The 14,999-nt window shown below is 43.7% G+C and carries 12 protein-coding genes; 8 read left to right on the forward strand and 4 right to left on the reverse strand.

Going from position 1 to position 14,999, the window contains the following annotated elements; genetic code table 11:
- Nucleotides 1-232: 232 nt before the first annotated feature.
- The 3 genes from RLN88_RS00025 to RLN88_RS00035 all read left to right on the forward strand — a co-directional run bounded on the left by RLN88_RS00025 (nucleotide 233) and on the right by RLN88_RS00035 (nucleotide 2,745).
- Nucleotides 233-946, forward strand: coding sequence for a hypothetical protein (locus RLN88_RS00025; protein ID WP_350219321.1), 714 nt, complete (start codon nucleotides 233-235; stop codon nucleotides 944-946).
- A gap of 251 nt (nucleotides 947-1,197) precedes the next feature.
- Nucleotides 1,198-1,716, forward strand: a complete 519-nt coding sequence (locus RLN88_RS00030) for a hypothetical protein (protein ID WP_350219322.1) — start codon at nucleotides 1,198-1,200, stop codon at nucleotides 1,714-1,716.
- A gap of 261 nt (nucleotides 1,717-1,977) precedes the next feature.
- Nucleotides 1,978-2,745 (forward strand): hypothetical protein, encoded by a 768-nt coding sequence (locus RLN88_RS00035; protein WP_350219323.1) that lies wholly within the window; start codon nucleotides 1,978-1,980, stop codon nucleotides 2,743-2,745.
- A 289-nt stretch (nucleotides 2,746-3,034) separates the two neighbouring features.
- Here the strand turns inward: RLN88_RS00035 and RLN88_RS00040 are convergent, their stop codons facing one another.
- Nucleotides 3,035-4,141 carry a redoxin domain-containing protein gene (locus RLN88_RS00040; protein ID WP_350219324.1) on the reverse strand — a complete coding sequence of 369 codons (1,107 nt, stop codon included), beginning with the start codon at nucleotides 4,139-4,141 and terminating at the stop codon, nucleotides 3,035-3,037.
- A 58-nt stretch (nucleotides 4,142-4,199) separates the two neighbouring features.
- Nucleotides 4,200-6,815 carry an alanine--tRNA ligase gene (gene alaS / locus RLN88_RS00045; RefSeq protein WP_350219325.1) on the reverse strand — a complete coding sequence of 872 codons (2,616 nt, stop codon included), beginning with the start codon at nucleotides 6,813-6,815 and terminating at the stop codon, nucleotides 4,200-4,202.
- 141 nt (nucleotides 6,816-6,956) lie between these two features.
- Between alaS and RLN88_RS00050 the strand changes: the two genes are divergently transcribed.
- The 5 genes from RLN88_RS00050 (at nucleotide 6,957) to RLN88_RS00070 (ending at nucleotide 13,175) form a co-directional block, all read left to right on the forward strand.
- A complete protein-coding gene (locus RLN88_RS00050) occupies nucleotides 6,957-7,940 on the forward strand; it encodes a M23 family metallopeptidase (RefSeq protein ID WP_350219326.1) in 984 nt (327 codons plus the stop codon).
- Nucleotides 7,941-8,006: 66 nt separating this feature from the next.
- On the forward strand, nucleotides 8,007-9,191 hold the full coding sequence (locus tag RLN88_RS00055; RefSeq protein ID WP_350219327.1) for a CapA family protein: 1,185 nt from the start codon (nucleotides 8,007-8,009) through the stop codon (nucleotides 9,189-9,191).
- A gap of 17 nt (nucleotides 9,192-9,208) precedes the next feature.
- On the forward strand, nucleotides 9,209-9,547 hold the full coding sequence (locus tag RLN88_RS00060) for a MerR family transcriptional regulator (protein WP_350219328.1): 339 nt from the start codon (nucleotides 9,209-9,211) through the stop codon (nucleotides 9,545-9,547).
- Between the two features lie 2 nt (nucleotides 9,548-9,549).
- Nucleotides 9,550-10,644 carry a DNA-processing protein DprA gene (dprA, locus tag RLN88_RS00065; protein ID WP_350219329.1) on the forward strand — a complete coding sequence of 365 codons (1,095 nt, stop codon included), beginning with the start codon at nucleotides 9,550-9,552 and terminating at the stop codon, nucleotides 10,642-10,644.
- Nucleotides 10,645-10,772: 128 nt separating this feature from the next.
- Nucleotides 10,773-13,175: an ABC transporter permease gene (locus RLN88_RS00070; RefSeq protein WP_350219330.1), complete on the forward strand. Its 2,403-nt coding sequence runs from the start codon at nucleotides 10,773-10,775 to the stop codon at nucleotides 13,173-13,175.
- A 3-nt stretch (nucleotides 13,176-13,178) separates the two neighbouring features.
- Here RLN88_RS00070 and RLN88_RS00075 read toward each other — a convergent pair whose 3' ends face one another.
- Nucleotides 13,179-14,024, reverse strand: coding sequence for a hydroxymethylglutaryl-CoA lyase (locus RLN88_RS00075; protein WP_350219331.1), 846 nt, complete (start codon nucleotides 14,022-14,024; stop codon nucleotides 13,179-13,181).
- Between the two features lie 11 nt (nucleotides 14,025-14,035).
- Nucleotides 14,036-14,989, reverse strand: coding sequence for a methylenetetrahydrofolate reductase [NAD(P)H] (gene metF / locus RLN88_RS00080; protein WP_350219332.1), 954 nt, complete (start codon nucleotides 14,987-14,989; stop codon nucleotides 14,036-14,038).
- Between the last annotated feature and the right edge of the window lie 10 nt (nucleotides 14,990-14,999).

Raw genomic sequence — 14,999 nt, forward strand, 5'->3', positions numbered from 1 at the left:
TAACGGTGGGTTTTTGGTGAGGTAATGAATGGGATGTAGTTGAGAGAAAACGGTATATTTGAAAGGGTAAAGCGTGCGCATTATATCCGACAATAAATGCTTACAAACGACTAAATGTCGTTTTCAAAGCTGAGCATCAACTAGTTAGAATCAAAAGCGCCTAAAAATATATAAGGAAAATAATGCGCACTGTTCGCGTTACATTATAGTTATGTGTTATTATTCTGCTAAATTGAAATTTTATCTATCAATAGCTTTTGTGCTTATTAGCATAACTCTATCTCTAGCGGGTGGCTGGACTTGTCAAAAATATCACGTTCAAATCCAAGTCAGTGACAGCACTTTCGAAGGCTATTTACTTGCAGGCGATCCTAATTATGATCGAATTAAGCTAAACAACAATGATTACAGCTTTGAGAGCTTCGCAAGAGAGAATTTAATAACTGATAGTTTTCTAACAATTTATGACACAATCTATTCAATAGAATATCCACATTTTGATGGGTACAAGCTAACCACTGTTCTACCGGAAGATATTTACAGATTACCAATTGATAGTATTTCTAACATTGAACTACTGTCCATCAATCCATGCCAAGAATGGACAAAGGAAAGGAATAAGGATAATTTTGAATACTACTACGCGTGGGTTGGCCATACGATGGAAATTGGAGAGCTAAACAAAAATGAAATCTACCTCCTCAACTCCGAACCTCATCTAACTTTCTCCAAACCATATGGTGAATACGGGATATTTCAATTTTGCGTCTATAACAACAAAATCACAAAAGAACGAGTACTAGAACTATTTGAGAAATTCGAAAACTCCATTAAGGGAACAAATGGAAAATACAACTACAAAAAATTTAAGGATGCTTACTCCACTCTTAAAGAATCTCTTAGACAAGTCGACGTAGTTCTATTTAAAATTGAGTGGATAGCCTAAACAACACATAACAGTTGCTAAGCGGCATTTGTCAGCGTGCTATTCACATCCTGATCTGCAACTGTCCCACTTCAGAGCACCTTCTGAAAGTTGAGAAGCCTTAGCAACTGTCTTGCTTCTGGCATTTATCTTTCACAACGCATTTTCTTCGAGGAAGCTTTTGAGGGGTGGTGCACCTTAGTTACTTTTAGTGCTTTCAAGCTAAGAGCGGACAAACCGCTGCTTAGCGAGACGTTACACACCAGTCTCACATGAAGCAAATAATTCCTGTTATTCTAACTTTTTTCTGGATCAACTCGAACGCATGCGATTGTGCCAGAATTAAGGATTTGGAAGCATTTCAACGTGAGAGTTACTTGACTTCTGAACTCATTTTTATTGGCGAGCTAGCCAAATCAAATGATGATGGGTCTTATGAATTTCGAATAATTGAACTGTTTAAGGGAGATGTTCCAGACTCAATTGTTGCTGGAGAATATCAAACAATCTGCTCTGCATTTCCAGATACGGGTGAACACTTTTGGCTAGTGTATTCTAACCCGAACGCAAAGGGAATCATTGATATAAACAGTTGTGGCTTATCAAGAAGTTTTGAGTTTCCATTCCTCATGAACGAACAAGCAACTGTTCCTCCGCCTCCTGAACGGCAATCTAACGATCCAACTTTGGCTTTAGTTGAACATTTCAAACTCATGTCAGAATATAAGTCCAGGGCCTTGGCTGTTTTGGAGCATGAAATTGAACAACTGCGAAAATGGAGAGAAGAATAACCGGTGTGTAACATTGTGTATGGACGCATGTGCGAACTGAGCATTTAGCCAGTTTCAGTGGAACTCGACCGTGAATCAGCCGCTGATGAAACTGATCTGCTTTCTACCTAGTTCAGTTCGCAGGAGTTTTTTATCTTCTAAACGCACTGCCTCTTGGATACTTTGGAAGCACCGGCAGATTCATTAGTTTTATCGGAACTTGCTAAGCTCGGGGCGCACTCCTGCTAGCTTGGCGTTAGCTGGCATATTGTACGCATTAATATGAAATACTTAACCATCATTTTTTCTTTCTTCATTTGTCAAGCTACTGCTCAATTGCCAGAACGTGAACTTGTATTTCCAAGCAAGGATAACTTAGATGTTGGCTCTGAATATAAAAACTACAAATGGTTATTGGATGAACAAGGGTTTCCAAAAGAGTTCATCCCTTATTTCGATTACAAGGATTTTGAAGATTTTGAACCAATGGGGTATTTAGTCGCTGACCCTCCTTTTCACGAAGAGCCAGACCCAAATAAAATACCTAAGGACAAACTCCACACGTATTATCAACGGGGTATTGATTCTACAACGGTAGATTACTTATCTGAACTGCTCTATAAGGCTAAAGAGCCAATTCTCAGCAACTTCTATCTCGGATATGAGAATTACAGATTTACTTGGACTCGCTCATTCCATAATGACTACATTTTAACCTTGGTATCAAAAGAGGAGAATGCAGAAATACAAATCACTGAAATTGATAAAAACTCTGGTCAGTTGAAGAAATCATCAAAAAAAATAAAGCAGCATGAATTTGAGGAATTTAAAATGATGTTGATTAATGCGAATTTCTGGATAATGAAATCTTACAAATGGACACTTGGAAATGATGGTTCTAGATGGACCATAGAAGCGCATGTTCCACTTGCATACAAAGTCTTAAGCCGCTGGAGCCCTAACTTATATTATGAAGATGACCTAATTCTTAGACAACTTGGAACATGGTTAATCAACAAAAGCGGAATAAAGGTCAAAGAAATATATTGACGCCAGCTAACATAAGCTATGAATGAATGGGGTTTTATCAGTCAGGATATTTTTGTGGGGATTGGAAAGTCCGCCACAAGTTTTAAATTTAGATCTAGGCGTGGCTATGTTCGAGACGAGAGGTTAGTGCTTTCTAATCCCCACTCATCATAGCCAGGCGTTACCTCACCCCCTTGGTCCCCCTCCAGGGGGAGATGATCGTAAGAAAAACTATGTTCCTCTCCAGGGAAATGATCTCAATCACCCCCTTTGTCCCCCTCAAGGGGGGAAATTTAAAACCTGAAAAAACTTACCCAAAAATCTCCTTAAGCTTGGCCTCCAGGCTTGCTCCTCGCAAATTCTTAGCTATGATTTTCCCTTCCGGGTCTATGAGGAAAGTAGCCGGGATGGCATTCACCTGATAATCGAGTGCAGCCTGGTTTCGGAAATATTGCAAATCCGAAACATGCAGCCATGGAAGCCCATCCTGCTCAATAGCTGCCAGCCACTTTTCCCTTGTCCGATCCAGGGACACTCCCAGGATTTCAAAATTCTCTCCGGCGTATTTATTGTAAGCCTGCACCACATTGGGATTTTCCCTCCTGCAAGGACCACACCATGCCGCCCAGAAGTCTATTAATACATATTTACCCCGGAGAGAACTAAGCGTAATAATTTCCCCATCCGGATTTTGCTGCGAAATCTCAGGGGCCATTTTGCCTATAGCCAGGCTCTTCTTTGCAGATACTTGTGAAATAAGGCTTTCCACATGAAAGTTTTCCGGCATTTCTGCCTGCATTTCCGTGGCAATGGAATCGATAAAGGCAAAGTTTTGAGTGGCATCTATCATCTGGATGCCATAGAAAGCAGCGAGCGATGGGCTTGCTTCACGAATCAATGATTTTAGCTTCGCTTCAGCACCCCTGGCCAGCTCCATCATTTGAACCTGTGCTGTCTGAAATGCCTGAACATCCCCGTTAGATCTGGCTTGATACTGTGCTTGCTGGAGACCCTGAACCTGATTTCGATAGTCCGCCATGATCGCATCGATCTGGTTTTTGTACTCCGTATCGTAAGATCCTGAGACTTCAGAAAAGCCCCGAGGGTCATTGCCATGTGCATTTACTACCACCTCTTTCTCTTCTCCTGTCAGGATCAGGGTAATGATTTGCCTGCCATTGAAATTGAGCCTATAGAAAGCCGGCTCTTCGATAGTCAGGTATGTTTCGAAATCGCCATTGGTGTCCACCTCCAGCGTATCGAAAGGTGCCAATCCATTCTCTCCTACAATTTCCACCACTGCTACTCCTCCGGCCTGGAATTGCTCCAGGTTGCCTTTGAGTTTCACTCCATCTCCACCCTGCTGGCCACAACCCAGCAATCCGACAATCAAAACCAGTATCCAAAATTTATGCATGATCACTATTCATTTCCTTTTTTCAAAATTATGATTTAAAGCTCCCAATCCAAGCGGACTAAGAGGCTTCCACCAGCTCTGTTCCAATCTTCAAAGCTTCATCCAGACCTGAAAGTTCCTTCCCTCCGGCTGTGGCATAGAAAGGCTGCCCTCCACCTCCGCCTTTTATAGCGGCAGCCATTTTTCGGATAATTTCATTCGCATTCATGCCTTGCTTCACCAATTCATCCGACAGCATTACGGTAAGCATCGGTTTACTCTCAATCTCAGCCGCAATCAAAAGCACCAGGTTGTCCACCTCTCTTTTCAGGTCAAAAGCCACCTGCTTCATATTGTCCGCCGAAGGAAATACGCCTTTGTAGGTGATCACATTTTTATCTCCTACTTTCCGGGCACTATCCTTCAGTTGATTTTTAATCTGACCTGCCTGCTTACTGTTGAGTTCATCAATCTTCTTCTGATTTGTCAGATTCTCCTTTACCAGGTTCTCCACCGTCTTTTTCAAATCTTTCGGATGTTTCAGCATCTCCTCCAGCTCAGCAATCAGCTCCAGCTTCTGCTTGTAGAATTTCTCCGCCTCCACGGAAGTCACCGCCTCAATCCTCCGAACGCCGGCGGCACTGGATCCTTCACTCACAATCTTGAACATGCCTATGTTGCCGGTTCTCGGCACGTGGGTTCCTCCACATAGCTCTACCGAATAATTTCTGTCAAAAGTGATGACGCGAACAAAATCGCCATATTTTTCACCGAAGAGTGCCATGGCTCCCATCTCTTTCGCTTCACCGATGGGTACATTTCTCTTCTCATCCAGCGAAATATTTTCCCTGATCTTTTGATTAACGATGCGCTCCACTTCTTCAATTTCCTCCTCAGTCATTTTAGCAAAATGAGAAAAATCAAATCGCAGGATTTTGTCATTCACCAGCGATCCCTTCTGCTGCACATGATCTCCCAGCACCTTTCTCAATGCGGCATGGAGCAAGTGAGTGGCAGAGTGATTGTTTTCGGTTAGTCTTCGTTTGCTCTCATTCACCACTGCATGCACCACTCCTTCCGGCTTTGAAGGCAGCTTTTTCACAAAATGCACGATCAGGTCGTTTTCTTTCTTGGTGTCCACCACCTCTATCTTATCTCCTCCAAAATCTAAATAGCCAGTATCTCCTACCTGACCGCCACTCTCGGCGTAGAAAGGGGTTTTCTCCAGCACGATCTGGTATTGTGTTTTATCCTTTTGCTTCACCTCACGGTACCTCAGGGCTTGTGTCATGGATTCTGTTTCTGAGTAACCCACAAATACCGTCTCGTCACCTTCATTGATCACTGTCCAGTCACCGGTGGTCTGCTTGCCAACACTTTTGGATCGGTTTTTCTGTACTTCCATCTCCTTTTGGAAGCCCGCCTCGTCTACTTCCATCCCATTCTCCCTGGCAATCAATGCGGTAAGATCCAATGGGAATCCATAGGTATCGTATAGTTCGAAGGCTGTGGCTCCTTCGATTTTGCCTGTTTTAGCGGACGTCATTATATCCAGCTTTTTCAAGCCATTATCGAGGGTCCTTAGAAAAGAAAGCTCTTCTTCCCGGATCACCTTGGCAATAAAGTCCTTTTGGCCGGTAAGTTCAGGGAATACTCCATCAAACTGATTAACCAGGATATCCAGTAGTTCATACAGGAAAGGCTCTTTGAAGTCGAGGAACGTATATCCGTAGCGCACTGCCCTTCTTAAAATCCTTCTGATCACATAGCCTGCCTTATTATTACTTGGAAGCTGGCCATCGGCAATTGTAAATGCAATGGCACGTATATGATCTGAAATCACCCGAATAGCTATGTCTATTTTCTCGTCCTTGCCATAAGTGACGCCAGCTTTTTCAGCTACTTTCTGGATCAATGGTTGGAATACATCTGTATCGTAGTTGGATTGCTTACCCTGGATGGCCATAGCCAGTCGTTCGAATCCCATCCCTGTATCCACATGTTTTTCAGGAAGATTTTCCAGCGTTCCATTTGCCAATCTATTGTATTGAATGAATACCAGATTCCAAACCTCCACCACCTGGGGATGATCCATGTTCACAAGCTCCCGTCCGGGCTTTTTATCCACTTCACTTTGGGGCCGTAAATCAATATGAAGCTCCGAGCATGGACCACAGGGGCCCGTATCGCCCATCTCCCAGAAGTTGTCCTTTTTGCTTCCATTCAGCACCCGATCCTCCGGAAGGTATTTCAGCCAGAAGTCCCTTGCCTCGGTATCCATATCCAGGTTTTCATTACTATCTCCTTCGAAGATTGTGGCATAAAAACGATCCTTGGGTAAATTGAATTTATCAGTGAGTAGCTCCCATGCCCATGCAATAGCCTCTTCTTTGAAGTAGTCCCCAAATGACCAGTTGCCCAGCATCTCAAACATGGTATGGTGATAGGTATCGATTCCTACCTCCTCCAGATCATTGTGCTTTCCCGACACTCTGAGGCATTTCTGCGTATCGGCCACTCGTTTGTTTTCGGCAACTTTATTACCCAAAAAGAAGTCTTTAAACTGATTCATCCCCGCATTGGTAAACATGAGGGTTGGGTCATTTTGCACTACAATAGGTGCAGAAGGGACGATTTTGTGAGATTTACTCTCGAAAAATTCAAGGAACGTTTTCCTGATCGATTTGGAATCCATTGAGGGACTAAAAAATTAGAATGTTACTGTAAAATCTTGTAATTATGAAAAAATCCGAATAATCCGTAAATTGCTGCCGTATTTTTGTGAACCACCGACAAGAATTTTTTTACAAAATTACGACAATTACCCTATCAACCCATGGCTAAAATTAAGTACTACTATGACACTGAATCCTGCCGGTACGAGCGCATAAAGGTCTCATCCTGGGACATTGTGCTCAACCTTATGGGATTTCTCGTAGTTTCCTCACTCATCGGACTGGGAATCTTCTTTGTGACTGATCACTATTTTGAATCACCGGCAAAGGCCTCACTAAGAAAAGAAAATGAAGAGCTCAAACTTTACTACGAACTACTGGAAAAAGATATTGCTGAGGCCAACAAGATGCTTTCCGTATTGGAAGAACGGGATGATGATATTTACCGGGTGGTGTTTGGTGTGGAGCCGATTCCTGATGAAATACGAAGTGCGGGTGTCGGGGGAGCCAACAGGTACAGAGAGATGCTGGAAAAAGGATTGAAGCGGGAAGAACTGATCCTGAAAAATATGCAGCGCATAGACAAGCTGAAAAAACAGATGTACATCCAAACCAAATCCTACGATGACATCATGGACATGGCCAGGGATAAAGAAGATATGCTGGCTAGCTTACCTGCAATACAGCCAGTTTCCAATAAAGAGCTTAAGCGATTAGCTTCCGGATACGGATTCCGAATCGATCCAATCCTAAAGACCCGACGGATGCATGAAGGGGTAGACTTTTCCATTCCAATAGGCACCCCTGTATATGCTACAGGAGATGGGGTTGTGAAGATGACCCGCAAAAGTTTTAGCGGATATGGCAATCAGATAGAGGTCAATCATGGGTATGGCTATGTGACCAAATATGCCCACCTGAGTGAATTTCTGGTGAAGCCAGGACAAAAAGTAAAAAGGGGTCAAATCATCGCCTATTCAGGAAATAGTGGCAAATCCACTGCTCCTCACCTGCACTATGAGGTGATTGAAAAGAATAAGAAACGTAATCCTGTTTATTATTTCAATCAAGGATTGTCTGATGATGAGTTTGCCAAAATCCTTGATCTGGCATCCAGGGAAAACCAGGCAATGGGATCGTATTAGATAATAAAAAAGAAAATTTGAAAGCGGTTAGTCAATGTGGCTGACCGCTTTTTTATTTGTATCCAAATGAAATTTCATCACCTACTCCTTCTTCTCATTGCGGCCTGGGCGTGCAAAACGACCCGACCCCTTCCCAGCAATCCTGTTACGATCCCTGTTGATACCATTGCGATGGAGGTTGAGCCGGATTCCATTTACCTGATCACACAGCAAGGTGATACGCTCGTGTCGTTGGATCAGGAAATCGAAATTCCCATGAGTAGGTTGCTTCCCGACACTGTGACAATTGCGGCAGTTGGTGATATTATGGTGGGGACAAATTTTCCTGACAAATCCTACCTTCCAAAAGGAAACGGCTCTTACCTCTGGGAGGATGTTGGCCCGATTCTGAGGCGTGCAGACATCACCTTTGGTAACCTTGAAGGAACAATTTTAAATGATGGCGGAGAACAAAAAGAATGCAACAACCCAAAGCTTTGCTACCTGTTCAGATCACCGGAATACCTGGCCGAAAATTTCGTTGAAAATGGTTTTGACCTGATGAGTGTGGCAAACAACCACGCAAATGATTTTGGCTTGAAAGGCAGGACAAACACCCAACGAGTGCTAGATTCTCTGGGGATTGCTCATGCAGGATCTATTGATCAGCCCTTCAAGATTGCAAAGATTGGTCACTTAAAAATAGGTTTCTGTGCCTTCGCACCAAACAGAGGCACAGTCAGCATCCACCAGTATGAAAATATAAAATCCATTATTCAACATCTGGATTCGCTAACAGATATTGTAGTTGCATCCTTCCATGCCGGTGCGGAAGGCTCGAAACATCAGCATGTAACCCGAGAAAGGGAGTATTACTATGGAGAAGACCGGGGAAATGTCTATGAGCTATCTCACATGATGATCGATCACGGTGCTGATGTAGTGCTGGGGCATGGGCCTCATATCATTCGGGCTGTGGAAGTTTACAAAGAACGAATCATTGCCTACAGCCTGGGAAATTTTCTGACCTACGGGAGGTTCAATCTGAGGGGGCTGGCAGGCGAGGCTCCTATACTTGAAGTGAAAACTAATGCGGAAGGAAGGTTTATTTCCGGAAAAATTCATGCTTTTCGGCAGAGTTATTCACTTGGTCCAAGAAATGATCTCGATCTTTCTTCTATAAAAACAATTCAAAGATTATCTTTGGAAGACTTCCCTGAAAATCCGGTGATAATTGATGACAGTGGAAGGATAGTCTATCTTCAAAACTAAAAGCCTACTCACCTACCGTGCCTTACAAGGAAAAGGAAATTGAAAAGAAGTACTACACCATCGGCGAAGTAGCTGACGAGCTTGGTGTAGCCACTTCCCTTATCCGGTTTTGGGAGGGAGAGTTTGACAATATCAAGCCGAAGAAAAACCGAAAAGGTAACCGGCAATTCACCAAAGACGATCTTCAAAACGTAAAGCTCATTTACCATCTGGTGAAAGAAAAGGGCTATACACTTCAGGGTGCCAGGGATTTCATCTCCAATGGTGGCGAAGCTGCATCTGATAAAATGGAAATGATCGAATCCCTCAAGAAGATCAGAAAATTTCTCCTGGAAGTTAAGCAAGAGCTTTCCTAGCAATGTCCGAAGAGTTGGTTTTCCAGATTTCGCTGGAGCTGATTCCAGGCGTGGGCAATAGAGGCGTGAAGCAATTGATGAGCTACTGTGGCTCAGCATCCGAAGTATTTAGGTCATCCAAAAACAAGCTGCTTAAAATACCCGGAGTAGGTGAAAAAATGGCGGAAGCAATCCTCCATTCGTCACCCTTCAAAGAAGCTGAAGATATATTAAAGTCCGCTGAAAAGATAGGTGCCTCAGTTTTGCATTATACAAATGGCGAATTTCCTGCCAGACTCAAGCAAGCCCCGGATTCACCCAACATCATCTACAGAAAGGGAAACGGGGATTTGAACCCTAAAAGATGCATCGCTATTGTAGGCACAAGGAAAGCCACAGATTATGGCAGGAGCATCACAGACAAAATCGTTGAGGGTCTGGCAGCATTGAATGTGACCGTGGTGAGTGGGTTGGCCTATGGTATTGACATTCAGGCTCACAAAGCATGCTTGAAAAATAATCTTCCTACCCTCTCCATTTTGGCTGGAGGGTTGGATCGAATTTATCCCTCCGTTCACAAGAAATATGCTGAAGAAATACAGGATCGAGGAGCCATCATTTCAGAGAGTATCCCGGGCACCAAACCAGATCCTCACCTCTTTCCAGCTAGAAATCGAATCATTGCTGGAATGACAGATGCGACCATCATTGTGGAAGCGGCCGCAAAAGGTGGAGCACTTATTACAGCCAATATCGCTGACTCCTACGATAGACTGGTATTTGCGGTGCCCGGCGATGTGGGTCACACCTATTCGGAAGGCACAAATAAACTAATAGCAACGCAACGAGCTCTGATCTACACAGGGATAGAAGACCTAATCTATCATCTAAACTGGGATGTGGAGGAAAAATCTGATAAGCCAAAAGTACTGCCAGATTTGACGAAGGAGGAGCAGGTGATTTACGAGTTATTAAACGAGAGCAGGTCTCCTTTAGAAATCGATCTGATTGCCATCAAGTCACAGATCCCCATCAATCAGGTGGCTTCTCACCTACTCAGTCTGGAATTCAAGAATCTGGTGAAGAGCCTGCCAGGGAAGAAGTTTGGCTTGGCATAGTGTTCGTTTTTTTGTTCGAAATTGAACATTTGCGCAATGACCAATTCGCCCTAACCGCTTGATAATCTGTCACTTTTTTGTTTTGGCATAGTATTAACACTAAAAAGTGCAGCTAACAGCAACTAACTATGCTTAAGAATTTCATCATTACCTCCTTTCGAACTTTTAGCCGAAACAAAACCTATTTTGGGCTTGGACTCCTTGGCTTGTCGCTGGGCATTTCATGCGTAATCTCAATTTACGCAATCGTAAATTTCCAGTCCAACTATGACACTCATCAAAAAGATGGGGATCAGATTTTCAGAATTGTTGGGGATTACCACATTGGGGACGACCAAGGGACTACAGCGACGGTACCCCATCCCTTGGCGAATGGGATCCGGGAGGAACTTAGCAATGTGGTAGCCATTTCCAACCTTTACATGCTGAATGATCAGGTCAATATTCCATTACCGAATGACAACATCAAGAAGATTCGTCAGGAGCGGATGGGCTTCATTCAGGAAGATGCACTTGATATCCTCACTTTTGAATGGACGGTCGGTGGGCCAGAGTCTTTCGGGCCAGACAATGCTTTTATTTCTGAATCTGTAGCTAGTAAATTTTTTGATGTGAAGTCGGATTATGAATCAGTGATAGGACGCACCATCATCATAGGAAATAAGCACTCTCTTCAGGTTGCAGGTGTTTACAAGGACTTTCCAAAAAAGACTGACTTTCCATTTGAAATGATTGCCAGCTATGAAAAGCAGGAAGGTCTCAATCCCTATTTTGGGCCGGAAGTCTGGGGAAGATTAAATGGTGGCACTCAATGCCTTCTGAAAATTCAGGATAATGTGGACCCGATTTTGGTGCAGCAGAATGTAAATGCCGCGTTTGAAAAACATAATGTGGTGGACGGATATACACTCAGGCTACAGCCTCTCGCACAGATTCATAAAGAACCTGCTGGCAACTACAGTGGGATTGTCTTTGAGGACAATTACCGAATACTTTCCTATACTCTGGCAGTTTTTCTTGCCATCATTGGTGCCATCAACTTCATCAACCTGTCCACCGCCCGTGCGATCAAGCGTGCCAAAGAAGTGGGTATTAGAAAGGTGATGGGAAGCCAACGCTTAGAACTTGTGCTACAGTTTATGATGGAGAGTCTGGTAATTGTAACCTTCTCACTTTTCATCGGATTCGGGCTTGCAGATCAGATCCTCAGTCTATTCGAACACATTGGGTTTTCGATCAGCCTTACAGATGTAGCGGTAAGTGATTGGGTGATTTTTTCTGCGGTGGTAATCATCGGGATGACGATATTTTCCGGCCTATATCCTGCCATGGTGCTCTCCAGATTTTCCCCCATCAATGCCATCAAAACCAAAGTTTCAAATATAGACCGACAGAGCAAAGTGCCTTTGAGAAAACTGCTGGTGGGTGTTCAATTTGGCTTTTCTATTCTATTGATCATAAGTGCGATGGTCATATTCTTACAGATGAAGTACATGAAAGATTATGATATGGGCTTTAAAAGTGATGACATCATCAGCATGACATTTCCAGAGCCGGATTTTGAAAAGCAGCACCGACTTCAAATGCTCATGGAAGCTGAGCCTGAAATATCCGCCTCATCTTTAAACCTTGGAAGCCCGGTAGCCCGAACAAACAATACAGACAAATATTACAACCCTGAAGTGAGCAAGGAGGAAATGGTAACGATCAATACCAAAAGCATAGACGAGAAATACCTGGACCTGTTTGATATCAAGCTGATCAGTGGAAGGAATGTAACCACTCAGGATACTTATGAAAATGTGCTTGTGACAAAAATCACGCTTGAGAAACTTAAACTAGGTGATCCTCACGAAGCACTGGGAAAAACGATTGAAGCCGGCTGGGGAGGCAAATTTAAAATCGTGGGTGTGGTGGAAGATTTCATGACCAGGTCGCTGGATAACGAACAAACTCCTGTAATTCTATTTTACAGCAAAAGTGGTTTTTATGAATTGGCCCTAAGTATATCCAACACTGGAAAGAAAGATATGCAAGCCACGCTCAAGAAAATCGAATCTATTTGGGACCAGGTGTATCCAAACCTGTTGATCCAGTATGATTTTCTGGATGAGGAAATCAAAAACCGATACAAGTTTCAGGATGTAATTGGCAAATCAACCACATTCTTTGTGATCATCGCACTTATCATTTCTGTTTTGGGTCTTTATGGGCTTACGGATTATATGGCCAATGCCAAAAAGAAAGAGATAGGGATCAGGAAAGTGGTTGGTGCAGAGGTCATCCAAATCATCCGTATTTTCCTAAAAGAAGTAGTCGTTATTTTGATCGTTGCATTTCTGATTGCCTCATCTGTCGGCTACTGGCTAATGAACCAGTGGCTGAATGGGTTTGAATACCGAATCACGTTTGGATGGGAAATTCTGGTTGCCGCACTTGCGTCAATCCTGCTTATTGCACTCAGCACGATGGGCTATCGGTCTTACAAGGCTGCCACCATTAATCCGGTGGATGTTTTGAAAGACGAATAATGATCAACCAAAAACAGAAGGGGCCATCTCAAGGGCCTCTTCAAATTTTTTCTGATCTAGCCCGGTCTCTATCTCGCGCTCATTTAGCCAGGAGAGCATCGCCTCAGTAGCCATGTTACCCGTCAGGTCATCTTTGGCCATGGGGCAACCGCCATATCCTTTGATTGCCCCGTCCATCCTGCGGCAGCCTGCCTCATATGCAGCCTGAACTTTTTCCACAATGGTATCTGGTGTGGAGTGAAGGTGGGCACCAAATTCTATATGTGGAAACTTCGGGATCAGTGTCTCAAAAAGGGTGGTGATATTGCTGGGCTCTGATACTCCAATGGTGTCTGCCAGCGAAATGATCTGCACCTCCATCCTATCCAATCGATCCACAAACTCCCCCACATAATCCATCTCATAGGGATCCCCGTAGGGATTTCCAAACCCCATCGATAAGTAGACTACCAGTATTTTCTCGTGATCATCTGCGAGTTCCTGCATTTCCGAAAGGTCGTTAAAAGCATCATTGATCGATCGGTTGGTATTGCGCTGCTGAAAAGTCTCAGAAAGGGAAAGCGGGTAGCCCAGGTAGTTGATTTCATCAAACTGACACGCATCCTTTGCTCCCCGCACATTGGCCACAATCGCCAGGAGTTTTGAAGAAGTATTGCTGAGATCAAGCCCTGTCAATACATCCGCTGTGTCACGCATTTGCGGAATCGCCTTTGGGGAAACAAAGCTTCCAAAATCAATCGTGTCAAAACCAACCTTAAGGAGTTGATTGATATAATTGATCTTGGTTTCGGTTGGAATAAAATCATGCAATCCCTGCATCGCATCCCTGGGGCACTCGATTATCTTCATGGACGCCAAAACTAAAAAAACTCATGCGCTATCCGGTGGATGGCGTCTGATTTTCCCATGCTGTAGAAGTGAATAACCGGAGCTCCCTTTTCAATCAGCTCCCTACACTGTTGAATTCCCCACTCAATACCCAACTCCTTCACTGCTGCATTGTCTTTGCACTTGGATATCTCCTGCTCCAGCTCTGCCGGAAGGTCGATCTTGAAGATATTTGGAAGGATGGTAAGGTGCTTTTGCACCGCTACCGGCTTGATCCCGGGAATGATTGGCACGGTGATTCCGATTGCCCGGCATTCATCCACAAATTTGAAATAGGCCTGATTGTCAAAAAACATCTGAGTAACGATGTATTCTGCCCCCAGCTCTACTTTCTTTTTCAGCCATTTCAAATCAAAATTCATATTGGGAGCCTCAAAGTGCTTCTCCGGATACCCGGCTACCCCAATACAAAAATCAGATGGGATCGCATTGAGAAGTTCATCATCCAAATACTCTCCTCTATTCATCGCTGAGATTTGTTTCACCAAATCCGACGCATAAGCATTACCATCCGGCTCAGGTTTAAACTCTCGTTCCGATTTGATATTGTCCCCTCTTAACGCCAGCACATTATCGATCCCGAGAAAATTGAGATCGATCAATGCATTCTCCGTTTCTTCCTTGGAGAATCCACCACAGATGATGTGAGGAATCGCATCGATGTGGTAATGGTTTTGAATGGCCGCACAAATACCTACAGTGCCCGGCCGCTTTTTAATGCTCCGCTTCTCCAGCAATCCATTTTCACGCTCCTTATACACGTACTCCTCGCGGTGATAGGTCACATCTATAAACGGAGGCTTGAATTCCATCAGTGGATCGATCTGATCAAAGAGATTTTTGATGCTGTCCCCTTTCTTCGGTGGAATGATCTCAAGAGAGAAGAGGGTTTTCTTTGCGTTTTTTATGTGATCTACAACTTTCATATTTTGAGGT

Source organism: Ekhidna sp. (genome assembly GCF_040223195.1).
In the GTDB taxonomy this organism is placed as follows: domain Bacteria; phylum Bacteroidota; class Bacteroidia; order Cytophagales; family Cyclobacteriaceae; genus Ekhidna.